The organism is Nitrospira sp. NS4 (assembly GCF_049546785.1).
Lineage (GTDB): Bacteria > Nitrospirota > Nitrospiria > Nitrospirales > Nitrospiraceae > Nitrospira_D.
This window is the reverse complement of the sequence record NZ_JBMWAN010000001.1, coordinates 253898-279412: the sequence shown is the minus strand read 5'-3', so window position 1 is coordinate 279412 and position 25515 is coordinate 253898. Positions and strand designations below refer to the sequence as shown.

At 62.3% G+C, this 25515-nt stretch carries 25 protein-coding genes; 21 read left to right on the top strand and 4 right to left on the bottom strand.

What is annotated here, in order from left to right; translation table 11 throughout:
• Positions 1 to 68: 68 nt before the first annotated feature.
• A complete protein-coding gene (locus ACO9S2_RS01285; RefSeq protein ID WP_423719948.1) occupies positions 69 to 1724 on the bottom strand; it encodes an alpha-keto acid decarboxylase family protein in 1656 nt (551 codons plus the stop codon).
• A gap of 156 nt (positions 1725 to 1880) precedes the next feature.
• Between ACO9S2_RS01285 and ACO9S2_RS01280 the strand changes: the two genes are divergently transcribed.
• Positions 1881 to 3074: a class I SAM-dependent rRNA methyltransferase gene (locus ACO9S2_RS01280; RefSeq protein ID WP_423719947.1), complete on the top strand. Its 1194-nt coding sequence runs from the start codon at positions 1881 to 1883 to the stop codon at positions 3072 to 3074.
• 80 nt (positions 3075 to 3154) lie between these two features.
• On the opposite strand, the gene ACO9S2_RS01275 is transcribed toward ACO9S2_RS01280, so the two are convergent.
• A complete protein-coding gene (locus ACO9S2_RS01275) occupies positions 3155 to 3616 on the bottom strand; it encodes a helix-turn-helix domain-containing protein (RefSeq protein WP_423719946.1) in 462 nt (153 codons plus the stop codon).
• A 172-nt stretch (positions 3617 to 3788) separates the two neighbouring features.
• On the opposite strand from ACO9S2_RS01275, the gene ACO9S2_RS01270 reads away from it, so the two are divergent.
• Complete coding sequence (locus tag ACO9S2_RS01270) at positions 3789 to 4130, top strand: hypothetical protein (protein ID WP_423719945.1); 342 nt, start codon at positions 3789 to 3791, stop codon at positions 4128 to 4130.
• A 56-nt stretch (positions 4131 to 4186) separates the two neighbouring features.
• Complete coding sequence (locus tag ACO9S2_RS01265) at positions 4187 to 4993, top strand: TrmH family RNA methyltransferase (RefSeq protein ID WP_423719944.1); 807 nt, start codon at positions 4187 to 4189, stop codon at positions 4991 to 4993.
• Between the two features lie 10 nt (positions 4994 to 5003).
• Here the strand turns inward: ACO9S2_RS01265 and ACO9S2_RS01260 are convergent, their stop codons facing one another.
• Positions 5004 to 5204 (bottom strand): dodecin family protein, encoded by a 201-nt coding sequence (locus ACO9S2_RS01260; RefSeq protein WP_423719943.1) that lies wholly within the window; start codon positions 5202 to 5204, stop codon positions 5004 to 5006.
• A 494-nt stretch (positions 5205 to 5698) separates the two neighbouring features.
• Here ACO9S2_RS01260 and ACO9S2_RS01255 point away from each other — a divergent pair, with 494 nt between their 5' ends.
• From ACO9S2_RS01255 to dinB, 11 genes are all read left to right on the top strand, one after another.
• Complete coding sequence (locus ACO9S2_RS01255) at positions 5699 to 6259, top strand: nitroreductase family protein (RefSeq protein ID WP_423719942.1); 561 nt, start codon at positions 5699 to 5701, stop codon at positions 6257 to 6259.
• Between the two features lie 16 nt (positions 6260 to 6275).
• A complete protein-coding gene (locus tag ACO9S2_RS01250; protein ID WP_423719941.1) occupies positions 6276 to 7184 on the top strand; it encodes a diaminopimelate dehydrogenase in 909 nt (302 codons plus the stop codon).
• 69 nt (positions 7185 to 7253) lie between these two features.
• Positions 7254 to 7745, top strand: a complete 492-nt coding sequence (locus ACO9S2_RS01245) for a PH domain-containing protein (protein ID WP_423719940.1) — start codon at positions 7254 to 7256, stop codon at positions 7743 to 7745.
• Between the two features lie 3 nt (positions 7746 to 7748).
• Entirely contained in the window at positions 7749 to 8738 is a 990-nt protein-coding gene (locus ACO9S2_RS01240) for a CapA family protein (RefSeq protein WP_423719939.1), read from the top strand.
• Between the two features lie 50 nt (positions 8739 to 8788).
• Positions 8789 to 9208: an archease gene (locus tag ACO9S2_RS01235; protein ID WP_423719938.1), complete on the top strand. Its 420-nt coding sequence runs from the start codon at positions 8789 to 8791 to the stop codon at positions 9206 to 9208.
• 172 nt (positions 9209 to 9380) lie between these two features.
• Positions 9381 to 10811 (top strand): RtcB family protein, encoded by a 1431-nt coding sequence (locus ACO9S2_RS01230; RefSeq protein ID WP_423720690.1) that lies wholly within the window; start codon positions 9381 to 9383, stop codon positions 10809 to 10811.
• 68 nt (positions 10812 to 10879) lie between these two features.
• Positions 10880 to 11815, top strand: coding sequence for a ribose-phosphate diphosphokinase (locus ACO9S2_RS01225; protein WP_423719937.1), 936 nt, complete (start codon positions 10880 to 10882; stop codon positions 11813 to 11815).
• 136 nt (positions 11816 to 11951) lie between these two features.
• A complete protein-coding gene (locus ACO9S2_RS01220; protein ID WP_423719936.1) occupies positions 11952 to 12470 on the top strand; it encodes a DsrE family protein in 519 nt (172 codons plus the stop codon).
• A gap of 2288 nt (positions 12471 to 14758) precedes the next feature.
• Complete coding sequence (locus tag ACO9S2_RS01215; RefSeq protein ID WP_423719935.1) at positions 14759 to 15106, top strand: TraR/DksA family transcriptional regulator; 348 nt, start codon at positions 14759 to 14761, stop codon at positions 15104 to 15106.
• Positions 15107 to 15151: 45 nt separating this feature from the next.
• Positions 15152 to 15391 (top strand): hypothetical protein, encoded by a 240-nt coding sequence (locus ACO9S2_RS01210; RefSeq protein WP_423719934.1) that lies wholly within the window; start codon positions 15152 to 15154, stop codon positions 15389 to 15391.
• 55 nt (positions 15392 to 15446) lie between these two features.
• Positions 15447 to 16556, top strand: coding sequence for a DNA polymerase IV (gene dinB, locus ACO9S2_RS01205; protein WP_423719933.1), 1110 nt, complete (start codon positions 15447 to 15449; stop codon positions 16554 to 16556).
• Positions 16557 to 16621: 65 nt separating this feature from the next.
• On the opposite strand, the gene ACO9S2_RS01200 is transcribed toward dinB, so the two are convergent.
• Positions 16622 to 17446, bottom strand: coding sequence for an HAD-IIB family hydrolase (locus ACO9S2_RS01200; RefSeq protein ID WP_423719932.1), 825 nt, complete (start codon positions 17444 to 17446; stop codon positions 16622 to 16624).
• Positions 17447 to 17869: 423 nt separating this feature from the next.
• On the opposite strand from ACO9S2_RS01200, the gene ACO9S2_RS01195 reads away from it, so the two are divergent.
• From ACO9S2_RS01195 to ACO9S2_RS01165, 7 genes are all read left to right on the top strand, one after another.
• Positions 17870 to 19117 (top strand): glycosyl transferase, encoded by a 1248-nt coding sequence (locus tag ACO9S2_RS01195; RefSeq protein ID WP_423719931.1) that lies wholly within the window; start codon positions 17870 to 17872, stop codon positions 19115 to 19117.
• An 82-nt stretch (positions 19118 to 19199) separates the two neighbouring features.
• A complete protein-coding gene (locus tag ACO9S2_RS01190) occupies positions 19200 to 20525 on the top strand; it encodes a glycosyltransferase (protein ID WP_423719930.1) in 1326 nt (441 codons plus the stop codon).
• Positions 20515 to 21225 carry a mechanosensitive ion channel family protein gene (locus ACO9S2_RS01185; RefSeq protein WP_423719929.1) on the top strand — a complete coding sequence of 237 codons (711 nt, stop codon included), beginning with the start codon at positions 20515 to 20517 and terminating at the stop codon, positions 21223 to 21225. The genes ACO9S2_RS01190 and ACO9S2_RS01185 overlap by 11 nt, the downstream gene beginning before the upstream one ends.
• Complete coding sequence (locus ACO9S2_RS01180; protein WP_423719928.1) at positions 21222 to 22508, top strand: ABC transporter substrate-binding protein; 1287 nt, start codon at positions 21222 to 21224, stop codon at positions 22506 to 22508. The genes ACO9S2_RS01185 and ACO9S2_RS01180 overlap by 4 nt, the downstream gene beginning before the upstream one ends.
• Positions 22505 to 23452, top strand: a complete 948-nt coding sequence (locus tag ACO9S2_RS01175) for a carbohydrate ABC transporter permease (protein ID WP_423719927.1) — start codon at positions 22505 to 22507, stop codon at positions 23450 to 23452. Before ACO9S2_RS01180 ends, ACO9S2_RS01175 begins: the two co-directional genes overlap by 4 nt.
• Positions 23449 to 24300 carry a carbohydrate ABC transporter permease gene (locus tag ACO9S2_RS01170; protein WP_423719926.1) on the top strand — a complete coding sequence of 284 codons (852 nt, stop codon included), beginning with the start codon at positions 23449 to 23451 and terminating at the stop codon, positions 24298 to 24300. Before ACO9S2_RS01175 ends, ACO9S2_RS01170 begins: the two co-directional genes overlap by 4 nt.
• Before the next feature lie 73 nt (positions 24301 to 24373).
• Entirely contained in the window at positions 24374 to 25513 is a 1140-nt protein-coding gene (locus tag ACO9S2_RS01165) for an ABC transporter ATP-binding protein (protein WP_423719925.1), read from the top strand.
• Positions 25514 to 25515 lie beyond the last annotated feature (2 nt).

The following is a 25515-nucleotide window of genomic DNA, read 5'->3' as shown; positions in this document are numbered from 1 at the left end:
TCAAGCCACCCCCGGGGGCTGGTTGTGAAGGTCGCTGAGGTGCCAGCTGCTGGTGGGCGGGTGCCCTCCTACGGCTTATCCGTCGATAGTTTCTTGCCCAGCCGGCGTGCGAGACGGACCATCCCGGGAGAGCGATCGGCGGGATTCAGGAGCACGTTGAGCAGATGGACCTGTGAAGAGTCCGCGAGGGCTGCGGCCAGGCTGCGCTCGAATTCCCGTTGTGTCGTCACGCGCGAGCCGACGCCTCCGCCGATCACGTCGCAGAGACGTTCGTATTGCCACTCGTGGACGTCGTTGAACGGCCCTTCGAGAATCTCCCGTTCGGTGGAGTAGCCGCGGTTGTTTAAGACGATCACGATGGGCGACTGCCCGTAGCGGACACAGGTGGCAAGCTCGGTGCCGGTCATTTGAAAGGCGCCGTCACCGACCAGGACGATGGGGCGCAATGCGGGTTCCGCGAACGAGGCGCCGAGTGCCGCGGGAACGGCAAATCCCATGGAGGTGTAATAGGCCGGAGAGAGAAATTCGAACCGGCGGTGGACGCGCAGGTCGGCAGCGGCAAAGAGCGATTCTCCCACATCGGCGATGATCATGGTGTTTTCGGTCAGCACGCTGTCGAGGTGACCAAAGAGCCCCTGGAGCGTGACGGGGGCGTCCGGAGCGGGCGACGTTGTGACTGTGGCGGCCTGAGCGGGGAGGGTGCGGGAGGGACACGCGGGAAGCGGAGCGTCCACCAGCGCCCGGACGAAGTCCTGGAACCGGATGGCCTCATACCGGTGGTGCTTGATGGCCACGCGATCGGCTGTCGCGTGGATGGTGCGGCCTTCGGTCATGAGCGGCGACTGAGCATCCATATCTTCCACGTCGGAGAGAATGGAGCCGAGGATGAGCAGACAATCGGAGTCATTGATGAAGCGCTGCACCTCTTCGCGTCCGATGAGCCCTCCGTAGACGCCGACGTACAACGGATGATCCTCGCGAATGACGGATTTCCCCAGCAAGGTGGAGGCGATGGGAATGTTCAGCCGTTCGACGAGCCGTGTCAGGTGATCGTGCAGGCCGAACCGGGCCACTTCCGCTCCGACCAGCATCGCCGGTCGCCGGGCTGACGCGAGCATGGCTTTGACCTCGCCGATGGCTTCAGCCAGCGCGGCCGGGTCGCTCGGCTCATCTTCGATGGATGCCGGTTTCCCGGTGTGTGGCAGCGGCGTGTGGACCATGTCGCGGGGAATCTCGATATAAATCGGGCGGCGGTATCGGAGCAGGGCGGCAAAGGCCCGATCCATTTCCCGCTCGGCGGTCAGCGGATCCTCGAGTGCGACGGCGGCCACCGTCATACGCTCAAAGACTTCCCGTTGTGTCGAGAAGTCTCTGACCATGTGGTGCATGTACGGAGTGCGAGTCCGTTCCGAAAGCCCGGGCGATCCGGTGAGGAGGACCACGGGGGATCGTTCGGCATAGGCGCAGGCGATCGCATTGACGGTGTTCAGCCCGCCGACGCAATAGGTGACACAAACGGCGCCGATGCCGTTGATCCGGGCGTAGGCATCCGCCGCGAATCCTGCGCAGTCTTCACGCGTGGTGCCGATGTGCGTGATCGGAGAGGCTTCGATGAGTTGATACAGTGAGAGCACATAGTCGCCCGGGATGCCGAAGATGTGGCGGACGCCGAGTTGGTGAAGCCGGTCGAGTACGGTCGATCCGATTGTCGGGGTTCGGTTCATCGAGATGCTCCGGGCGAATCGGTCAGGATCACAACAGTATTGCCAGCAAACCACACTGGCCTAACACCGTCAAGCCTTGTCTTGCACGGAGGACCGCCTGTCGGGAGGCTGGGATTGTGCTTGACCTTTGGGGCTGCGCAATCGGATAAGAGTAGGATGACCACACACAGTGATATGCCGACAGCGCGAGTCACACTGACCCAGCCGCGAGGCTCAGACGGGCCCGGCCACCTCTGGGTCTATGCCGGTCATCTCGGAAACATTGACGGACAGCCGGTCGCAGGCGACCTGGTCGATGTCGTGACGCCGGCCGGCCGGTTGTGCGGGCGCGGCCTCTATAACCCGGAATCCAAGATCAGGGTTCGCTTCCTGACCTTCGGGGATGTTCCTATTAACGAGCAGTTTTGGCGGGAGCGCATCCGTCAGGCCCTGCGCCTGCGGAAGCGGATCGTGAAAGATGCCACCGCGTACCGGTTGATCCATGGCGAGGGGGATCGCCTTCCGGGGTTGATCGTCGATCGGTACGACCAGGTGCTCGTCATGCAGACCCTGTCGTTCGGCATGGACCGACGCAAGGACCTGCTTGCTGAGTGGCTGGCTGAAGAAACGGGGGTTCAGACGATTTACCTTCGGAACGACGCCAAGAGCCGGACGCTCGAAGGACTGCCGCTGGAGCGGGGATTCATCAAGGGGGCCGGGGCGACGACGGTGGAGATTGCCGAAGGGCGAGCGAGGTTTCTGGTCGATATCGAGCGCGGGCAAAAGACCGGCTGGTTTTGCGACCAGCGGGAGAATCGACGGGCTGCGGCCGCCTATACCGGCGGAGCCGATGTGCTGGAGGTGTTTTGTCACACGGGCGCCTTCGGCATTCATGCGGCGCTGGCCGGGGCCAAGTCGGTGGAGGGCCTCGATGTGAGCGAGGAGACGCTGGTGCTGGCTCGGGAGCATGCGAAGCGGAACAAGGTCGAGGCGCAGTGCCGCTACCGGGCGTGCGATGCCTTCAATGAGTTGCGGACGCTGGTAAAAGCGGGCAAGCGCTACGATGTCGTCATGCTCGATCCTCCGGCCTTTGCCCGGAGCCAGCAGGCGGTGCGGAAAGCCCTTAGCGGGTACAAAGACATCAATCTCCAGGGGATCAGGCTGACGAAGCCCGAGGGATTTCTGGTGACGAGTTCCTGCTCGCACCATATCTCGGAGGAAGATTTCTGGGGCTCCGTCAGGCTGGCGGCACGCGATGCCAAGCGCGAGCTTCGCCTGATTGAGCAGCGGGGGCAGAGCGGCGATCATCCGATCCTGGCCAGTATGCCTGAGACCCGGTATCTGAAGTGCCTGATCCTCCAGGTGCTGTAGCCGGATACTGTCAAATTCGGCTCTCGTCCATTGTGAAACGTCCCTCGCGAGCGACGAGATACGAGCGACGGACCACGGTGTTAGTCGCTGGGCGGCTCGAAGTGTCCCGATGGCCGTTGCAGCCACGGAACGGTCGCCTGGCGGGACTGTTTTACGAGGCTGCGCAAACTCATCTCCGCTGCTCTGAGTAATTTCGGATCTCCTGCCTGCATCAACGCCGTCAACATTACATAGAGCGAACGGTCCAGGCGTGAGCCCGCGAGGATCCGGTCCGTGACAGGATCGGTGTGTGACGGATCCGGTCGGTCGCCGTCATCGGATTGCTCGAACAGGTGTTCGAAGGATTTCGGGGAATCAAACAGCCAGGAGGGCGGAATGTTGAGCGCCGAGGCGAGCGATTCAATGGTCGCGGCAGAGGGATCTGCCTGATCGGTCTCGATCTCCTCCAGCAGGGCGGCCGAGATCCCTGCCGCATCGGAGAGCGCTTCCAGAGATTGGTTTCTGGACAGCCGCCACGCCTGTATCAGGGCACCGATTGCCATGCGGGGATGATACAGAAAACGGACGGGGGGCGCAACCGGCTCCACGGCGTGACGGCGCATGTTAGTCAAAGTAAATCAACATCTTATGGTTTGCCTGGCTTGGTGGAAGGTGAGGGGGGAAATCGGGTACAATGCGTTCTCCAGTGTGGTCGTTTCAGAAGGAGGCGGGATTATGTTGGGAACAGATATTCGCGGCATCATGGCGGAAGAAGAGGAAGTGACCAGGCGTCAGCAGGCGTTGAAGTCGCTGGTGACGATGCGGGCGCGGCAACTGCGCGAGTCTTTGGATGCCCGGATCAAGCGTGCACAAGGCACCGGCGATTGGACGCACTTGTCCAAAGCCGAATGTGCGGACCTGCATAAGCAGGAAAAGGCGCATCTGAAGTCTCAGTTGGAGAAACTGCAAACCGAACAGGACCGGACGCGCGGCAAGCTGACGGCGTTGAAGCGTGCCAAGGCGCGGGCGCAGCGGATTCGGGCTGCGGAGGCTGCCTCCGAGCGGAAGCGACGGTAGTGTTCTGACGGCCTTGTCTCACGATAGCGGTTTCGGACGGTAGGAGGAGTGTGAGCGTGTCCGGTGCCCTCCGTCCTCTCACCCGAGCCCAGGGGGCCTTGATCAGGCACCTGCTCCACGAGAAGAAAACACGACAGTCCGAGGGCGCCTTCGTCATCGAAGGCGCCCATGCCTGCCGCGATATCATCCAGTCCTATCCAGACCAGATTCTCAGCCTCATCGTCGCCCCACAATACCTTCAGAGTGAAGATACGGCCAGTCGCGCAGCCCGTGCTGTGCTCACTGCGAACCAGTTCACCTGCTCTGACCGCGATTTTGAGAAACTTTCCGACGTCGACATGCCGCAGGGCATCGTTGCCGTGGTTCGCCAGCCGGGATGGAGCGAAGCGGACCTGTGCGCGCAGGCACGGGTGTTAGGCGTGTACGGAGAGCGATTACAAGATCCGGCCAATGTAGGGACCATCATTCGGACAGCGGCGGCGCTCAATCTGACCGGGGTGTGGCTGAGCCAGGATTCCGTCGATTGCTTCCACCCCAAGGTCGTACGGGCTACCGCAGGGGCGATTCTCGCTCTTCCAGTGTTTCAAAGCGCGGCGCTCTCATCTTTTTCGAAAACCGGCTGCTCGGTCTATGCTGCGGTGGTGCCTTCTCCGGATGCGGTCCCGATCAGAGCCATCAAGACCGTTCCCGCACGTATGGTGATAGCCGTGGGCAACGAAAGCCAAGGCCTGGCTGACGAGTCCATAGCCGCCGCGCAAGTCAGATTCACCATCCCCCTGTCGCGGGGCGTGGAATCATTGAACGTGGCGGCCACTCTCGCCATGACGGCGTTTTACTTCAGTGAGCTTCCTGCGACAGCCTAGCCCCGCCCGCTTAATCCAGCACGAACGTGACCTTCATGTCCACGCGATACAAGGTAACCTTGTTGTTCTCAACCAGCACATGCTGTTCTTTAACCCATGCCGATTTCATGCCGTGCACGGTCTTGGCTGCCCGGGCGATGCCGTTCTGAATGGCATCTTCGAAGCTCTTGGGCGATTCGGCGCTGATCTCGATGATCTTGGCGACAGACATGGGATTCCTCCTTTGTGAGGCGCCGGAGGGCGCTGGTAGAGCGGGCCGTCCGTGGACGGTGTCTGTATTTCTGGAATGCAGAAAACGCTATGAATTGCAGCAATTGCTATGCCGTGAGAGGGCGGATCGTCGATTGTCGAGAGCCTTGATTGCACAGAGGGTTGCAGCCGGCGAATCAGAAGGACGGCCAATGGTTGAGGAAATCCGCTACATAGCTTCTCTCAGCGCTGTAGCGAAAGGGCGCAATGTCTCACAGGGGGCGCGCGACGGGGAATCGTGTTTCGTTGCGTGCAGAGGCTTCACGTCACCCGATCCCGTGAAAATTGTTCTCGAAATGGAGATTCCGGTGGGCGGAACCTGCTGGCGAGTAGAGTGCGGCACCGCGATTGCTCATTGTGTAGGTGGTGAGGAGCCGATGTCTGGCTTGGCCGGTAAGGGGGCATAGCGCACGGTCTCGGACTGCTGCTTTTAGCGCCCAGGGAGGGAGTCATGCCATGGACGTGATGGAAGCGATCTACAACCGCCGTGCCGTGCGGGCCTACACCGATCAGCCGGTTGAGAAAACCGCCATCGAGGCCCTGATCAACGCGGCGATCCAGGCTCCCAGCTCAATGAATGAACAGCCCTGGGCCTTTGCGGTGGTTCAGGACCAGCAACAGCTTGCCCGCTGGTCCGAGCGGATCAAGACCTATGTGCTCAGACGGCTCAAGCCGGATTCCCCCCTGGTGAAGTATCGGGATATGCTCGCGAGTTCCGACTATCACGTCTTCCATCGAGCGGGAACGCTCATCATTATCTGCTCGAGACCGGATACGCATAACGGTGCGGAAGACTGTTCCCTGGCTGCGCAGAACCTGATGCTTGCCGCCTGCTCGATGGGTTTGGGGACGTGCCCCATCGGGTTTGCGCGCCCCTGGTTGAGCCAGGCCAGGATCAAACGCAGTCTCGGCATTCCGGAGGCCTATGCGCCGGTATTCCCGGTTGTGGCGGGCTATCCGGGCGGCGAGACGCCGCCGGTTCCACGGCGGGCGCCGGAGATGCTTTTCCGGCAATAGGGAGAGGACGTCATCCATGAAGCCATTGCGTCTTGCCGTGGTAGGGTTCGGCAGGGTGGGACAAGTCTGCGCGGAACTCATCGTGCTGAGCCACGATCTGAGCCTGGCCGCCATTGTGCGGCGACCGGCCAGTGCAGGCGGGAAGCTTCCGGAGATGCTGCGATCCATTCCGGTGACCACCCACATCGGTCAGGCGAAGGATGTCGATGCCGCGCTCCTCTGTGTGCCAACCCACGCCGTTGTGGAGATTGCTGGTCAGATTCTTCAGCACGGCATTCCGATCATCGACTGTGTCACGCTCCATGGGGAGGCGCTTCATAGCCATAAGCAAGCGATCCACAAGGCGGCCCTTCATCATCGGGTTCCGGCCATCGTGGGGGCGGGCTGGGATCCAGGCGCGCTGTCGGTGTTCCGTTCATGGTTTGCCTTGCTGACGCCAGGAGGAGCGACGGAGACACGGCATCACAGCGGCCTCAGCCTTCGCCACACCACGATGGCTCAAAGTGTGAGGGGGGTGAAGGATGCCCTGTGCGCCGAAGTACGGGGTCCCGATGGAAGAGTGCAGCGGTACGTCTATGTGGAATTGGAGAAGCAGGCGGACGCGGACAGGGTCGCGCAAGCCATCCGTGCCGATCCCCTCTTTCTCGGGGAAGACACGCAGGTGTTTCCCGTCGAAAGTCTCGCGGAACTGGAAGAAGAAGGGCGGGGAGTGGTCCTTGATCGACGGGGCCCTCCGGGACGATTGGGACACCAGCATCTGCTGCTGGAAGCGCGCTGTGATGACACCCTGCTCACGGGGCAGGTCATGCTCGCCGCCGCTCGCGCCCTCCCGGAACTTGAGCCGGGCGCCTACGTGCTGCCCGGGATCCCGCTCGGGGCAATGTGGGGAGAACGGGCGGAGAAGGCGCAGCGGGACTGGCTGTAACGCACGGGAGGCAGGTCTCAGCCGGAGCCTCCACCGTTCCATAACGGTAGGACGAGGACGGCGGTTCACGTGATCGAGAAAATGCAGCACAGTCAGCCTGTCATCTGGGAATCGTTCCCCTCCTGGGCGCAGTTTAGCTGGCTCTATCTGTTGAGCGCCATGTCCCTGTTACGCGGCGCGCTGTTTTTCAGATTCGGCCTCGCCGGCTGGGAAATGTGGATCCTGGGGGCCGGGACCCTGCTCGCCTGTGCGGCGATCCTGAGACATTGGGTCCGCTACGACCTGACGAGGGATCAGATTACGGTGCGGAATGGCTATACCAGGCGCGAGATGCAATCTGTCCCGCTGAGCGACGTGGGAAGCGTCACCATACAGCAAGGGCGGATTGCGGATTTCTTTGGAATCGGCACGGTGCTGGTCCACGTTCGAAGCAGCGACCGGGTGCTGTCGCTGCGGGGCGTGCGTGATCCCGAAGCGGTGAAGATTCGCATCAACGCCTTAGCCTGGAGACAGGATCGTGCAGCGAACCATTATTCTGAGCATCCGGCAGGGAAGGAATGAGCGGTGAAGATTGCGCTGACGGGGGATGTGATGCTGGGACGGATGGTGGATCAGTATGTCATCCAGAACCGGTCCGTGCGCCCGGAAGCCCTGTGGGGTGATGTGCTGCCGGTCATGCTGGCCGCGGATTGCCGGCTGATCAACCTGGAATGTGTCATCAGCAGCCGGGGAGAAGAGTGGCATCCCGCGACCAAGGCCTTTCACTTTCGTGCCCATCCCCGTGCGCTGGAATTTCTCCAGGCGGCCGGGATCGACGGGGTAACCCTGGCGAACAATCACGTCTTGGACTTCGGCGCCGACGCGCTCCTCGACTGTCTGACATTGCTCGACCGGGCGGGGATCAAGCGAACCGGCGCCGGCGGGACTTTGCAGGAAGCGCTCACTCCGGCCCTGCTGGAATTGCCGCAGGGACGTGTCGCGGCGGTGGCCCTCACGGACAATGAGCCGGACTGGGAAGCAAGCGGCACGAAGCCCGGCGTCAACTACGTGGCCTATCAGGGCCGTGGGTTGCTGGAGCCCTACCGGTCGCGTATGGGCCAGGTGCTCTCCTCGGCCAGGAGGCAAGCGGACCTGGTGATCGTCAGCGCTCATGTGGGCCCCAACTGGGGCGCGCCGTCGCGAGCCATCCAAACCCTGGCCCGCGAACTCATTGATATGGGGGCCGATCTCTACTGGGGTCATTCCAACCATACTCCACAGGGGATTGAACTCTACAAAGGGAAGGCCATTCTCTACTCCACCGGCGATTTCGTGGACGACTATGCGGTCGATCGGGACGAGCGCAACGATCTCTCGTTTCTGTTTGTGTTGGAAGTTGAAAAGGCCCGCATCGGGCGAATCCGACTGTATCCGGTCCGGATCGAAGATCTCGGGGTGCGCGTGGCCAATGAGCAGGAGTGGCAGTTCCTCAAGCGAACCATGCAGGCCAAGTGCAAGGCATTCGGAACCATGATGGAGGGAGAGGGAAAGACGGGGACCGTCGAGGTCAGGTAACCGGCAGTGCCCATGACGGACACAGTCGGGAGGCTCGTCCTTCCGAAACCATGGAACCAATCTGGGAACATTTTCCGCACCAGTCCGATATCGGAGTGCGAGGGATCGGCCAGACGAAGGAAGCGGCATTTGAAGGGGCGGGGCTGGCCATGACCGCCGTGATCACCGATCCGGAGTCCGTGACCCCGACGCGATCGGTGTCGATCGCCTGTGAGGCGCCTGACGATGAATTGCTGCTGGTCGATTGGCTGAATGCGCTTGTCTATGAAATGGCCACGCGCAAGATGCTGTTCCGCCGCTTCGCCGTGCGCATCAACGACCATAGGTTAGAGGGGACGGCGTGGGGGGAGCCGATCGAGGTGGCGAAACATCAACCGGCGGTCGAAGTGAAAGGCGCGACCTACACCGGGTTGTCGGTAAAGCGGGATGAGCGAGGCCGGTGGATTGCCCAATGTGTAGTGGATGTGTAGAAAGCATTCACGCAAACAAGGCTAGGGGCTAGGGGTACGAGGCCAGAGGTCGGAAGGTCTTTCCCCCTTGCCTCTTGCCTCTCGCCCCGTGCCTTGCGCCTGAAGATGCATGGCCGCGGCAGCAGTGTTCAGGAATACTGTGGGTTAGATCGGATAAAAACATGAGGCGATGATGGATCTGAATCTCTTGAAACGACGAGGGCAGGATGAATGGCACATTTCTCCCCGCGGCAAGATGCTGGTGCCGGGGGTGATCTATGCCACCGAAGACTTGATTCGCGGTATGGATGAGAAAGTCTATGAGCAGGTGACGAACGTCGCCACGCTGCCGGGGATCGTCCGCGCCTCCTATGCCATGCCCGATGCCCATTGGGGCTACGGGTTTCCCATCGGCGGAGTCGCCGCCTTCGATCCCGATCTCGGCGGGGTGGTGTCTGCCGGCGGGGTGGGTTTTGACATTTCCTGTGGAGTCCGGGCGCTTCGCACCGGACTCACGGTCGAGGATCTGCAGCCGGTGAAAGAACTGCTGGCCGAGACCTTGTTCCGTCGGATTCCCGCCGGTGTGGGGAGTACGGGGCTGGTACACCTGGATAAGCATGAGATGGATGCCATGCTCGCCGGAGGGGCTCGCTGGGCGGTGGGGAAAGGGTACGGGGCACACGAGGATCTGGAGTTCATCGAAGAGCACGGCTGCATGGCCGGCGCCAAACCGGAGTGCGTGTCGGATTACGCCAAGAAGCGCCAGCAGGATGAAATGGGGACGCTCGGTTCGGGGAACCACTACCTCGAAGTGCAACAGGTCGTGACCGTGTTTGATGCGGGGGTGGCGTCGGTGTTCGGAATCCGCGAAGGCGACCTCGTCGTGAGCATTCATTGCGGCTCGCGCGGGCTCGGGCACCAGATCGGGACGGAGTTTCTCAAGCGCATGGCCGTGAGCGCGGCGCGCTACCACATCGAATTGCCGGACCGCGAATTGGCGTCCGCCCCGATCAATTCGGAGGTGGGGCAGGAGTATCTCGGCGCGATGCGAGCGGGGATCAACTGTGCCCTTGCCAACCGTCAGATGGTGACGCACCTCGTCCGGCAGGTCTTCGCCGACCTGTTGCCGCAGGCGACGCTCTCGCTCCTGTACGACGTCTCGCATAACACCTGCAAAGTCGAAGAGCATATGATCGACGGGACGCCCACGCGTCTCTTCGTCCATCGCAAGGGGGCCACGCGGGCTTTCGGTCCCGGCCATCCTGATATTCCTCCGTACCTCCGGGCCGTGGGGCAGCCGGTGCTGATCGGCGGTACGATGGGCACGGCGTCATACATGCTCGTGGGCACCAAAGAGAGCATGGAGCTCGCCTTCGGGTCCGCCTGTCACGGGGCGGGCCGCAGCATGAGCCGCCATCAGGCGCTCCGGCAGTGGCATGGCCGTGACGTGGTGAAGGACCTGGCCGCGCGCGGCATCCTGATCCGCAGCCCGTCATTTCGGGGCGTCGCCGAAGAAGCGCCCGGGGCCTACAAGGATGTCAGCGAAGTGGTCGATGCGGCGGACGACGCGAAGCTGGCGCGGAAGGTGGCCAGGCTGGAGCCGCTGGTGTGCGTCAAAGGGTAGCGAAGGATACGATCGGTTCAGTGGTGCAGGGAATTGGGTAGGGGGCTCCACAGGAAGAGGCGGTGCACGTGGCAAAAGAATACGTCATCTTTTCGGGCACAGCGAACCCTGATTTGGCGGCCGCAATCGCGGCAGATCTGGGAATGTTTCCTGGAGCCTGCGCGATCGAGCGATTCCCGGACGGAGAGACTTCTGTTCAGCTGTTGGAGTCGGTACGACGAAAAGAAGTCTTTCTCGTCCAGCCGCTCTCGCCTCCCGTGAACGACCATCTCGTCGAGTTGCTGGCCTTGGCGGATGCCTGTCGGCGGGCGGCGGCTGCGCGCATCACGGCGGTGGTGCCGTATCTCGGGTATGCACGGTCGGACAAGCGGCATGGACGGCGCGAGCCCATCTCGGGGAGGATGGTGGTCGATGTCCTCGAGGCTGTCGGGATTGACCATGTCGTCACCATGGATCTCCATGCGCCGCAGATCGAGGGATTCTTCCACATTCCGGTGGACAGCCTGACGGCGGTTCCCACGCTGTGCAACATCCTGCATGAGAAACTGCCTCCGGGGGTTGTTGTAGTGGCGCCGGATGCGGGTGCCCTTCGAATGGCGACGGACTATGCGCATCGCTTGAAGGGAACGGTCGCGGTCCTTCACAAGCGACGGGAGAGCGGCACGGGAACCCAGGTCACTCATCTGGTCGGCGATGTCGCCGACAAGCCCTGCCTCATCGTGGATGACATGATCTCGACCGGGGGCACCCTCGCGTCCGGCATTGAGGCGCTGCTCCGGGCAGGGGCTCGTCCGGAACTGACGATTGCGGCCACACACGGGCTGCTTCTTCCCGGAACTCGCCTGAAGCTTGAGCACGAAGCAGTGAAGAAGGTTTTGATCACCGATACCGTCGCCGGGGCCCCTAAAGATTGGGCCCGCTTGCAGGTTGTTTCGATCGCTCCGGTCATTGCCGGGGCGCTCAAACGGCTCCTGGAACATCGGTCGCTGGGTGATCTGTACTGAGCAGAAGGATCATTCCAAAAACCAGAAAACGTACCGGGAGTTATTGTTGTGCAAAGGCAAACAAAGCGGTCTGGCCCATTCAGTCTGCGCGACGCAGGTTTTTAATAGGCCGATTATCCTTCAGAGGAAGTGAAGCATGAAACTTGGGGTCATCATCTACTCAGCGGACTCGGAAACGGTCTGGAACGGATTTCGCCTAGGGGGCTTCGCGCTTAAACAGGGAGACCAAGTGAAGGCCTTTCTGCTGGCGAAAGGCGTTGAGTGTGAAAAGCTGGATACGGATCAATTTAAAGTCACAGAGCAGATGCAGACATTCGTGGATAACGGCGGGAAAATCCTCGCATGTGGGACATGCCTCAAGCTCCGGCATTCAGAAGGCTCGGAACTGTGCCCGCTCTCAACGATGAAGGATCTGTACGACATCATCAAGGAATCCGACAAGGTCGTGACCTTCTGTAGCGCCCGTCCTTTGGGGCGGGCGAGGATTGAAAGGCAGAAAATGTACCGGGAGTCTTTTTTGTGGCACGTCCCTGGTGCCTTTGATAACCGGGACTTTGTTTTCTCTAACAATCACTTGCCTCCTCCCTCGGAGCCTGGGTCCGCAGGTTTATTTCTGCTATCTCCGGAGCAAAGGTGTCTGCCCCCTTCAATCTAACTCTGGACCGCGCATCGTCGGACAACGACTCGCCCATGTCACCGTTCGGTTCTTCCAATGCCTGCCCGCCGAGGGCCGTCTCGATTCAAAGCCCACAACAGCCACTATCAACCAATGCCGCCCGCGGTTTGGATCCTATTTGATTCAACAAGCATTAGTTTTGATCCGCTGATAGGGATTGGTCCGGGCGCTGGAGCAATCCTGAGGGTCGGCAACTCATTCACGATCCTCTCTACTACTGCGGCGTTGTGCGAACCTACCGCCGTCACAGCCACGCGACGATTCTCTGGCCTGGAGCTTGCGCTTGCTTACGGCAGATGCCAGTGCCGGAAGGCGATAGGCGGATCACAACGGAAGGAGATCACCATGGAAGTCGGTATCATTCTCTTAGTCAGCAACACGCTCATGGCGATCTTTCTCTATGTTGTGGTGAAACTGATTTGGCATGGTTAGCCATGCGAGGGGATCGCGGCCGGCAGGATGGGCCATGGTTCGCCGTTCCGGTCACACAGGATGCACTGGCGCCGCAGCGTCCTCTTCATCCAAGGTTCGAGCGGCTCTCTCTGGCAGCAGTCTCTTGCATGTGGATTCAGAGGGCTGGCGCTCACTGGGAAGGACGACCGACTATCCACAGATTGCTGGCCACATTTTGCCCGGGAGGTTGTTATGGACAGCAAGACGTTCATAGGACTCAGCCTGGTGTGCAGTCTTCTGGTCCCGCCGTTTGTGTTTGTGCCTTCAGCGGCATGGGGGGGGTGTACCGCGCAGGAGCGCATTGAGCTGGGGAAGCAAGGGTATGACAGGGAACAAGTAGACAAGGCTTGTGCTGACGTTGAAGAGAATTTCTGGGAAAGCCTCGGGAGAGGGTTGGCGACAGAACTCGCGAATGGTCTCACGAAGGAACTAAACCGTGCGTTGGGCGGGCGGGAGAACAAACACACAAGCACGACCTCGGCTACTGCCGGCGCACGCGTATGCGTTACTGAGGGCGGAACCTGTCCGTTATCCGGCGGGCCGACGGGATATCCCTGCTATTGCCGCGCATGGAACGGCCTCACGTTTACCGGTTTTTCCCGATAACTGACTCAGTCTTCAGTGACACCCCCGTCCGGAAGGGCGGGGGTGTGAATCCTCCAGCGGCTCGCGCGCCATACCTGTTGATCGTGACGCGAACCCGAAGTCCTGTTGCTGAGGCAATTGGCGACAATGGCCGGGCTCTTCATGGCCTAATATACCCCGGCGGCCGTTCTCCTCCTGCGGGCTGACCATCCGGGTTAGATCTTAACCCGTTGTGATTCCATCCAGATTGACTTTTATGGATCTCTTCGCCATCGTGGCATTGTGAATGCTTCGGGTTTTATCTGTCGGCGGCTCATGAGAACGGTGCCGCTGTCCGGGGGACAACCTCCGACAACGATCAGAAGAGCCAGAGGGGGTCACATTAGATCGGGCGGATGAGCCCGGAGGTATCTGTATGAGGCTGGCTGGTGAGGGTCGTCATTCTCCCGATCATTCGCGGCCGGTGCGTTGTTTTCACTGCCGGAAGCTCGCGCCGGTCCTGGTGTTTGATTCGCCCGCTGTCGGGATGGTCTGTGAGGATTGTCATCGAAGCTGTACGGATTTGCGGAAAGAGGCCGCCTTGCTGCCCGGACACCTTCGTGCGCAATTGCTGGTCAGGACCAGACCGGTGCGATGCCATCGATGCCAGTCCCTGGCGTTTGTCGTCAATGTTGCGCCTCCAGTGGAAATACTGTGCCCACACTGTCACGAACGCGCCAGGAGCATGTAGGCGGAGTCTGTTGGGGATGCCTGAAGGTTTCCTCTGATGCGATGATCCGATACTCTGCACTCCAGCGCGAGGATGTCGCCGTGAAGCCGACAGGGGTCTTCCCTATGAACGCCAGTCGCTCATGGCGGATGCGCACGGGCACACACCGTTTGATGGGGGTGACGATGCGTTGACGTAAAGGAGTGCCCCATGACCACAACAAACCTCCTGTTTCTGAGGCAAATGGCGACAATGACCAGGCTCCCCATGGCCTAATATACCCCAGCATCCGTCCTCTTCCCTGATCTGTGACCATTCGGGTGAGATCTTAACCCGTTGTGATTCCATTCGTATTGGCTTTCACTGATCTCTTCGCCATCGTGGCATCGTGAATGCTCTGGCTTCTGTGAGCGGGCGGCAAGGGGGGCCCTGCCACCTGTCAGCCGCGAGGGCGCCGCAAACCTCTCACAATCAAGGTGCGAAGTCGCACAGGGCTCATCAACAGAAGGGAAAGGACATCATGCTGGCTTTACAGGACTTTCGGAGCAAGCTTCTGGCGCAACGGCGGGAGCTGTTTCGTCAGGCCGCGCAGACGGAAGAGGATCTGCTGTGGCTCGAGACGGATGTGGAGCGTGAAGCGGAAGAGCGGGGGCAAACGGAAACGATGGTACGGTTGCTCGATCGATTGGATGAACGGGCCAAGAGGGAAATCGAAGCCATCGACCTGGCCCTCACGAGAATCGAGGCCGGTTCGTATGGGCGCTGCGAGGGCTGCGGCAAGGACATTCCGGTCGCCCGACTGCAGGCCGTGCCTACGGCGACGACCTGCCTGGCCTGCGGCGAGGCAGGGGAGGCGTTGAAGAGATAAGGTGAGGGGCGGGCCCTGTCCTGTGCGGGGCCATGCGTGATCTGTATGAGAGCAGACCCGGGAGTGATCGTGCGAGTGGAGTGTGCTCAGGGGCAGGGAGGGGAAGAAGTGCCTCGCCTCTTTTTCCTGGGCGATCGTCGCATCGCGATTGTGGCAGTCCTCGATTGCTGGCCCGGCATGGACCACCGCTACTTCAAGGTTCGGGGTAATGACGGGGCACTCTACATCTTGCGGCACGATATGCCGTCCGGCGAGTGGGAGATCATCTTGTTCGAGCAACGATGAAACAAGGTGATTCGAGCACTGTCCCCCAGCGCAAGCCTCACGCGAGTGAATCCTCATGAGAATTGTCGGCCACCTCGATATGGACGCCTTCTTTGCGGCGATTGAGGAGCGTGAAAATCCGTCGCTGCGCGGGTTGCCGATTGTAGTGGGGGCCGATCCCCGTGGCGGGAAGGGGCGCGGCGTGGTGTCCACCGCCAACTACAAGGCCCGTGAGTACGGAATCCATTCGGCCCTGCCCATCTCAAAGGCCTGGCGGCTGTCGGAAGCCGCAAAGAGGCAGGGACGGCCTCCGGCCAGGTTTCTGCCCGTGCGCATGGAACGGTATGCCGAAGTCTCCGCCCATGTGATGGAGACCCTGCGGCGGTTCGTCTTTCTGGTTGAGCCGGCCAGCATCGACGAAGCCTATTTCGACCTGAGTTCGTGCGAATCCTATCGCCTCGCCGAAGAGGTCTGCCGCAAGATGAAATGCGCCATAGGGGATGAGGAGCATCTGACTGCCTCGGTCGGCATCGGCCCCAACAAGCTCGTCGCCAAAATCGCCTCCGGTCTGCGCAAGCCCGATGGCCTGACCGTCGTGAGAGAAGGAGAGGTTGCATCCTTCCTCGCCCCACTTCCTGTGCGGACCATCCCGGGGATCGGCCCCAAGACCGAAGCAGAACTCGCCAGAGTCGGCGTCAAGACCGTCAAAGACATGCGGTCGTTCTCGCAGCAAGAGTTGCGTGGAATGTTCGGAAAACGAGGGGGGGATCTCTATGAGAAAGTCCGCGGCAGGGACGAGTCTCCGGTCGAGGAAACGTATGAAGCCAAATCCGTCGGGGAGCAGGAGACCTTCGAACAGGACACCGGCGATTCCTCCTTCCTGACCGAACGACTCAGGGCCATGAGCGAGGATGTAATGCGCCGGGCCACCGCCGAAGGATTCACGCATTTTCGCACGGTGGTGCTTACGGTGCGCTTTGCCGATTTTGAAACGAAATCACGCAGTCACACCTTGTCCGTTCCCACGAACTCGCTCGCGGTCCTTCAACGGGAGGCGATGAATCTCCTGGCGCCTTTCCTGGACGATCGTGAAAACCCCCTGGGGAAATTGATCCGCCTCATCGGGGTCCGCGTAGAAAAATTGGAGCAGTTCGGCGTCCACCCGCAGGCGCTCCTCATTGAGTAAGTCGGCTGGCCCATCCGCTCCGCCTCCCGGCAGGGCGGAACGTGAACGGTGCTCCTTGGAGAGGCTCAGTGAGCCTTGAGGATGTCGAGCACCGCGCGATTCCATCCGCTCGGGCCGGGCCCCGGAGCGAACTCCAGCCGGGGGATTGCGATGCCGGGATCATATGATCCGTCGGGCTTTTGAACCGCAATCGGTCGATCCATCTCGGCCAGCATGGGCAGATCGTTGAGACTGTCCCCGATGCCGACGGTGACGACCCTGTCGCCTCTCATTGCGGCGGCTTGTCGGTACGTCGCGATGAGATGCCGGCAGGCCGCTCCCTTGTCCGTCGCTCCGCTGAGATGATAGAAGCGGCCGGCTCGCAGAAGACGGAGTCCCTTGGCTTGGACCAGGGGAGCGAGACGTTCGATGAGGTCCGGCGGGCCGTCGATCACCAACGGCTCGTCGTACTCCCTCTGCCTGGCCAGCGCGGCGGCTTCCACCGTGAGTCCCGTCAGATCGGCGATCTCTTGCCGGGACAGGTCGCCGAATCCTCGTAGGGGCGTTCCTGACTCTCGCACGAGGCTCTTGAGGGCCGCGCGGAGCGCTGCATAGGGGGCTCCGAGCTCGGTCACGTAATAGGCGCCTCGTTGAACGGAGTCTTTCGGGGGGACGCTGCAAGACTCCCTCGGCACAAAGACCGCTCCCCCGTTCTCCACGATAAACGGATCGTGATTCCCGAGTTGCGCGCGAAGCGGTTCCATTTCGGCTCGCGTCTTGCTGGAGGCGAGAATCAGCGGCGCTTCGCGGGCGCGCAGCAGGTCCAACGCCTCCTGCGCCGCTGCAAAGGAGTAGGAGCCGGCATCAAGGAGCGATCCATCGAGATCGGTAAACACGACCACACGGAGCATGCGCGGTTCTGTTCCTTCCTCTGTCCTGACTCAGCGAGACGAATGCTCATGGAAGCGCTGACGGATGCGCGCAGGCCTGTTCCCGGATGACTGAACCGGGACTGAGTCCGTTCGTCCGTCTCCGCTGCCGCGAGCGAAGTCCGCCCATGGGCGGAGAGGTCATCACGCATCGCGCTATGCGCCCGAGGATTTCACGCGACGCCTCTTTGTGCCATGGACTCGAACTGAATTACCAGCGGGAAGGAGATTAGGCTGACTTGATTGCAGGCATCGTGCTTGCCATACTCTTCATTGCTTGTGTAAGGAATAGGTTGGTGAATCATCCATCGACGAGGGAAGGACCGGCTTGTGAAACGGGGCTTGCGCTGAGGCAGGCCGGATTCGTCGAAGGGACCCGCGCTGCCACGGACGGGAGGTTGCGCATTGTCGGATTTTTTCCAGAACGGGGTCGTGACGGTGTTGCATCGGCTGGGACAGCCGAACATCGACCGGCTTGAGGCGGAGTTGGAGCGCCATGCCCGGGTGAATCCGATCGCGTTGGTCTTGCCGTCGCTGTATGCGGAGTTGGAACGGCCGGCCCTGCAGGGTATTCTCGATGAGCTCGGGCAGGTCGGTTATCTCAACGAGGTCGTGGTCGCGCTCGGCCGCGCCTCGGCGCTCGAATTCCGCCGGGCGAAAGAATATTTTCAGCGTCTGCCGCAGAACGTGCGGCTTGTCTGGGTCGACGGCCCGCGCATTCAAGAGATCCTCCGGGGACTGACGGGTTTGGGGATCGACGTGGGCCTGCCGGGGAAAGGCCAATCCTGCTGGCTGGCCTTCGGGTACGTGCTCGCCCGCGGGCGCAGCAACGTCATTGCGCTGCACGATGCGGACATCGTGAGTTATCGGCGGGAATATCTCGCGCGGCTCTGTTATCCGGTGGCGAACCCGAATCTCGGCTACGAGTTCTGCAAAGGCTACTACAGCCGGGTGACCGATCGTCTCCACGGGCGTGTGACCAGGTTGTTCATGACGCCGCTCATCCGCAGCCTGGGGCAGCTGGTCGGCCCCCAGCCGTTGCTGACGTTCCTGGACAGCTTCCGGTATCCCCTGGCCGGGGAGTTTGCGATGGTGCGCGATCTGGCCTGGATCAACCGCATCCCGGGTGATTGGGGCTTGGAAGTCGGCGTGCTGGCCGAAGTCTATCGCAATTGCGCGCTGCGCCGGGTCTGCCAGGCGGATCTCGCCGATGCCTACGAGCATAAACACCAGGCCTTGTCCGCCGATGATCCGGAGGGCGGTCTGTTGAAAATGTGCGTGGATATTTCCAAATCGCTGTTCCGGAACCTGGCCAGCCAGGGCGTCGTGCTCTCGGATGAGCTGCTCAAGACCCTCCGCGCCACCTATCTGCAGGCGGCGCACGAGGCGATTCGCCGGTACGAGGACGATGCCGCCATCAACAGCCTGCAGTTCGATCGCCATCAGGAACGGACCGCGGTCGAGGCGTTCCTCACCGGGATCAAGCTGGCGACGTCGGGATTCCTGGAGGATCCGCTCGGCGTGCCGATGATTTCAAACTGGAGCCGGGTGGTGCACGCGGCCCCGGACATCTTCGAGCGAATCGTCAGGGCGGTGGAAGAGGATCATGCGTGGGAGCCGGCGAGCGGACTGGGGGCGGAATCAAAGCCCTGACGGGCCGGTTCCGGCCGTCGGATACCGCCGGACACCCCGCCGCCCTCCGTAAACTCTACGGGTACAGGAGGTACGAATAGCCGTGCCGAACATCGGGACACCGCTGGCGTCCGAGACCGAGTCGGCGGTCCAGCGAATCGGAGAGGTCGACATCGTGGTCGGCATCCCGAGCTACAACAACGCCGACACGATCGGCCATGTGGTGCGGGCGGTCAGCGCCGGTCTCGCCAAATATTTCCCGGACCGGCGGGCCGCCTTGATCAACTCCGACGGGACCTCCACGGACGGGACCACGGAGATCGTCAGCCGGACGCTCGTGGATTTCGGGGCGCTCCTGATCAGCGACCGTCAGAGCCCATTGCACAAGATCGTCACGCCCTACCACGGGATTCCGGGGAAAGGCAGCGCGTTCAGGACGATCTTCGAGATCGCGCGCCGGCTGGGAGCCAAAGCCTGCGCCGTCGTGGATTCGGACCTGCGCAGCATCACTCCGGAATGGGTTGAACTGTTGATCAGGCCGGTGCTGGAGGAAGGCTACGATTACGTGGCGCCCTACTATCTGCGCCACAAGTACGACGGGACCATTACCAACAGCATTGTCTATCCCCTGACCCGCGCCCTGTACGGTCAGCGCATCCGCCAGCCGATCGGCGGGGATTTCGGGTTCTCGGGGCGGCTCACGGAACACTACCTGGATCAGCACGTCTGGGAGTCCGAAGTCGCGAAATTCGGAATCGATATCTGGATGACGACCGAGGCGATCGCGAGCGGCGCGCGGGTCTGTCAGAGTTTTCTTGGCGCCAAGATTCATAATCCGAAAGATCCGGCGGCGGACCTCTCGAGCATGCTCGTACAGGTGGTCGGCGCGGTCTTCGCCTTGATGGAAGAACATAACTCCATCTGGTCGACCGTGGAGTCGTCCAATCCCGTGAAGCTGTTCGGTTTTCAGTACGAAGTCGGCGTGGAGCCGGTCAACGTCAATGTCGACCGGATGATCGCGCATTTCCGGCAGGGCCTTACGGACCTGGGAGCCCTATGGAGGCAGATGCTGGCGGCGGACACGTATGAAGGCCTCTTGCCGCTCAAAGACTGTCCCTCCCAGCGTTTTTCCCTGCCGGACGAGTTGTGGGCGCAGCTGGTCTATGATGTGGCCGCCGCCTACCATCGGCGCGTCATGCCGCGCGACCATCTACTCAAGGCCATGACGCCGCTCTATTTGGGACGGACCGCCACGTTTGTCCTGGAGACGGAGGGATTAACCTCGAAAGAGGCCGAACAGCGGATTGAAAGGCTCTGCGAGGTCTTCGAACGCAGGAAGCCCTATCTGCTCGAGCGCTGGCGGTTCCCCGGAAGCGATTTGCCGTCACAGGGTGAGTCTGCCGGTCCGGAAGGAGGTCATGATGAGTGATTTTTTGGATAAGGCCGTGTTCAATCCGCTGGCGGTCTTGGGGCGGGACATCCTCGCGATCCTGCCGAACGTGTTTGCGATGTTCCTCATCGTCATGATAGGCCTGATCTCCGCCTGGTTGCTCGGCTATGCGGTGGAGCGGGTGTTGAGGATCATCCGTCTGGATCACCTCGCCGATCGGCTCGGCGTGACCGCGGCCCTGGCCCGCGGCGGCGTGAAGAAGAACCCCTCCTATCTCATTGGTCGCGCAGCCTATTGGATGGTCTTTCTCTTTGCGGCCCTGGCGGCGCTGGGCGCGCTGAACCTCAAACCCATCAATCAATTCGCCCAGTCCTTTCTGGCCTATCTGCCGCATCTCTTTCTCAGCACGGTGATTCTGGTGGCGGGGTATGTGGTCTCCAACTTCATCTCCCAGGGCGTACTCATCGCCGCCGTCAATGCCGGGCTTCCTCCGGCCCGGCTGGTCGCCGATGTCGCGCGCTGGGGAGTGCAACTCACGGCGATCGCCATGGCGCTGGAGCAACTGGGCATTGCCCAGCACGTCGTCGTCGCCGGGTTCGCCCTCACGTTCGGCGGGGTAGTGCTCGCGGGCGCGATCGCCTTTGGCCTCGGCGCGAAAGATCTGGCGAAGGACTATCTGGAAGGAAAACTGTCGAGTCGAACGAAGGATCGTCCGCCGGAGGATCTCAGACACCTATGAGCGCGGTTCCGTTGACACGCCGGTGGCCGCCGCCGATCTGTTCGGCGCTGACCTGTGCGTGCATGCTCCTCGCTTCCTGTCTCCCGGCCGCCGATCACTCTTCATCTCCGCCCCCGACCGTCGTCGTGTTCAAGCACGGTAAACTCTCGGGCGACCCGCAAGTCCTCTCCGGCCTGCTCCGCGAATTCGAACAGGCGCATCCCGGCGTGACCGTGCGGGAAGAGATCCTGCCGTCGTCGACCGACCAGCAGCATCAGTTTTACGCCATCAATCTCGAAGGCAAGAGCGTGCCGTTCGATCTTCTGGCGGTGGATGTCATCTGGGTGCAGGAGTTCGCCCGAGCCGGATGGATTCAGCCGGTGGACCAGGGGCTGCCGGATCCTGAGCGTAAGACCTTCGTGGCCGGCGCGCTCGAGTCTGCCACCTATGAAGCGCGGCTCTACGCGCTCCCGTGGTATGTGGACGCTGGGGTGCTCTACTACCGGCGGGATTTGCTGGAGCGTTACGGCTTTGCTCCGCCGAAGACCTGGCCTGAGCTCGCCCGCATCACCCGCGCGATTCTCGATCGGGAACAGGATCCCGATCTCAGAGGATTTCTCTGGCAGGGCAAACAATACGAGGGGTTGGTCTGTGTGGCGCTGGAATTTGTCCGGGGGCACGGAGGCGGGCTTCTGGGCGACCGCAATCCGGAGGGGGAAGCGGCGCTCGGGTACATGCGGACCCTGGTGGAGGAACGACTGTCCCCGTCCTTCGTGACGACGGCGGACGAAGAGGCGACGCGGCACCTGTTCGGCGCCGGACGCGCCGTCTTCATGCGGAACTGGCCCTATGCCTGGTCGCTGCTCCAGGCGGAAGGTTCTCCGGTCCGCGGCAAGATCGGGCTGGCCCCGGTCCCCTCGTTTCCCGGCCATGAGTCGGTCCCGACCCTGGGCGGCTGGATGCTGGCCGTGCCGGAGCGGGCGCCTCATCCCCTCGAGGCGAAGGATCTGCTCCGGTACCTTGCCTCTTCCGCGATTCAGAAACGGCTCGCGCTGGAACTGGGCTATCTGCCGGGACGATCGGATCTCTACCAGGACTCGTCCCTGCTCGAGGCCAAGCCCTGGCTCGCGGCGCTTTCGCCCGTCATTCTCAGGGCCAAACCCAGGCCGGTCACCCCGTACTATCTGATGATATCGCAGGTCCTGCAACCGGAACTCAGCGCCGTGGTCGTGGGGTTGAAAACTCCGGAGGCGGCGCTGGTATCGGCGCGGAGGCAGATCGACCGGATTCTGGGGGCGCCATGATCCACGGTCTCAGGCGGGTATTCTCCGGAAAGCTCCGGACTCCCGGACGGATTCTGACTGATGCTGCGTGGAGTGTCCTGTTTGTCGCGCCGGCGCTCACGCTCCTCGGCGCGTTCGCTCTGCTGCCGGTTCTTGCCGCCGGCTGGCTGGGGTTCCATCGGCGCCTGCCGATTTTCGGCATCGACGAGTTTGTCGGCCTGAGCAATTACATCCGGCTGGCCGGTGACGAACGGTTCCTGGCCGCTTGCCGGACGACGCTCTACTTCACGGGACTGTCGGTGACGGCCGAGGTGCTCCTCGGGCTCGCGCTGGCGCTGCTCCTCGCTCGCGGGATACAGGGAGGGGAGCGGGGCCCGGCATGGGGGCGCGTCCTGATTCTGATCCCCTGGGCGATCCCGACCGTAGTCTCGGCCCGCATGTGGGAATGGCTCTACCACGGCGAGTACGGATTGGTGAACTATCTGCTGCTGAGAACCGGCCTCATCGCCGAGCCGGTCAACTGGCTCGGTGATCCGGCCTGGGCGATCCACGGGGCGATCCTGATGGACGTGTGGAAGACGACCCCGTTCGCCGCCCTGCTCCTGCTGGCCGGTCTTCAGGCGATTCCACGGGAGCTGTCCCTCGCCGCGCAGGTCGACGGGGCGGGCCCCTGGACGATCTTCCGCCGGATTACACTGCCGCTGCTCCTGCCGGTCATCGTGATCGTGCTGATTTTCCGGACGATGGACGCGGTGCGCGTGTTCGACGCGGTCTATGTGTTGACCGGCGGCGGGCCCGGCAACAGCACCGAAACCCTGTCCATTTATGCCTACAAGACGCTGTTTCAGACGCTCCAGTTCGGCTATGGCTCGGCCCTCGCCACGACCATGTTTCTGCTGGGGCTGATGCTCACGCTCGGCTACGTGTTCCTGCTGCGGGGCTACCTGCGGGAGCTGTCGCGATGAGCGGGCCGGGGATCCGGTCGCGGCTTCGTGACGCCGGAGGGAGGCTCGGGCGGATCCTGCTGCTGACCGGCGCGGTCGTCTTCTGCATGGGACCGGTCACGTGGCAGGCCGTCACCTCTCTGAAGCCCGACTCCGATCTCGTTCGCCTCCCGCCGCTGTTTCCCGAACAGCCCACCGGTGATCATTATCGGGCGGTGCTCGCCCGATCCACGCTTGACCGTGAATTGCTCAACAGCGCCCTGGTGGCCGTTGCGAGCAGCGCCCTCGCCGTCGGGGTGGGGGGACTCTGCGCGTTCGCGCTGGCCCGTCTGCCGCTCGGCGGGAAGCCCTGGATTCTGGGGCTGGTGTTGGCCCTGTCCATGTTCCCGCCCATCGCCGTCGTCGGCCCGCTGTATCTGCTTGTCCGGGCGTTGGGCCTGCGCGATACCCTGGGCGCCTTGATCCTGACGCACGCGACCTACTCACTCCCGCTGGCCATCTGGATGCTCAGCAGTTTTTTCCGGCAACTTCCGGTGGACCTCTACCGGGCCGCGCGGGTCGACGGCTGTACTCCCTGGAGCGCGCTCGTTCGCGTGGTGGCGCCGCCGGCGCTCCCCGGCATTGCCGTTGCGGCCCTGCTCCTGTTTATCTATTCCTGGAATGAGTTCATGTTCGCCCTGACCTTGACGGCCACCGACGCCTCGCGCACCGTCCCTGTGGCGATTGCGTTATTCCCGGGGCTGCACGAGGTGCCCTGGGGGGATATGGCGGCGGCGTCGTTGATCGTGACCGGTCCCGTCGTGCTCCTGGCGCTGGTCTTCCAGCGGCACATCGTGGCGGGGCTGACGGCGGGAAGCGTGAAAGGATAGCAAGGCGAGGGGCAAGGGGCTGTGGGAAAGGCACATGCGCCCGGTACCGCTCGCCTCTTGCCTTCGGGGGAATATGGCGGAAGTACGGCTGGAAGGATTGCGGAAACGGTTCGACGGACCGGACATCGTCCGGGGGCTCACCGTGACGATCCGCGACGGGGAGTTCTTCGCCGTCGTCGGTCCGTCAGGCTGCGGCAAATCCACGCTGCTGCATCTGCTGGCCGGTCTGGAGTCGCCCACCGGCGGGCGGATCCTGTTCGACGGCCGGGACGTGACAGCGCTGGCCCCCCAGCACCGCGACGTGGCGCTGGTCTTCCAGAGTTACGCGCTGTATCCGCACATGACGGTGGAAGAGAACCTGGCGTTTCCGCTGCGGGTCGGGCCGCGGCGGGGTCGTCTCGATCGCGCCGGGATCGCCGGGGAAGTGCGCCGCATTGCGGAACTCCTGGGGCTGACGGACCTCCTGGACCGGCGTCCGCGCGAGCTGTCCGGAGGTCAACGACAACGGGTGGCGCTCGGACGGGCGCTGATCCGGAAACCGCAGGTCTTTCTCCTGGACGAGCCGCTGTCCAATCTGGACGCACGGCTCCGAACCGGGATGAGAACCGAGCTGCGCCGGCTGCACGACCAGCTGAAGATCACGATGATTTATGTCACCCACGACCAGACGGAGGCCATGACGCTGGCCGACCGCGTGGCTGTCTTGCACGACGGGACGCTCGAACAATTGGGGACGCCGAAAGAACTCTACGATGCGCCGGCCAACGTCTTCGTGGCCGGCTTCATCGGTCAGCCGGCGATGAACATGATCGATGCCGTCGTCCACGGCGGAATCCTTGCGGCGGACCCCTTCCGGATTCCCTTGCCGGCGGATTGGCCTCATCGTGTGGAGGGGAGCGCGCTCACGCTCGGGATTCGTCCGGAGCATATCCGCGTGAGCCGTCCCTCGGGAAGAGCCCGATCGGGGATGATCGCCGATGGGACGGTGCGGCTGGTCGAGCGGGGCAGCGGCCATCCGTGGGTGACTCTGGAGCCGGTCTCCGGTCGAGCGACCGGCCGCATGCTCGTGGCCTTGCTGGACTCGGGACAGGAGTTGCGCGCCGGCGACGCCGTGACGATCTCGATCGGGGACGCCGTCGTCCATTTCTTCAATCCGGTCACGGGGGCGCGGATCGGAGGCCGTCGCGTCGGCCCCGGTGAACGGCCCGGGTAACG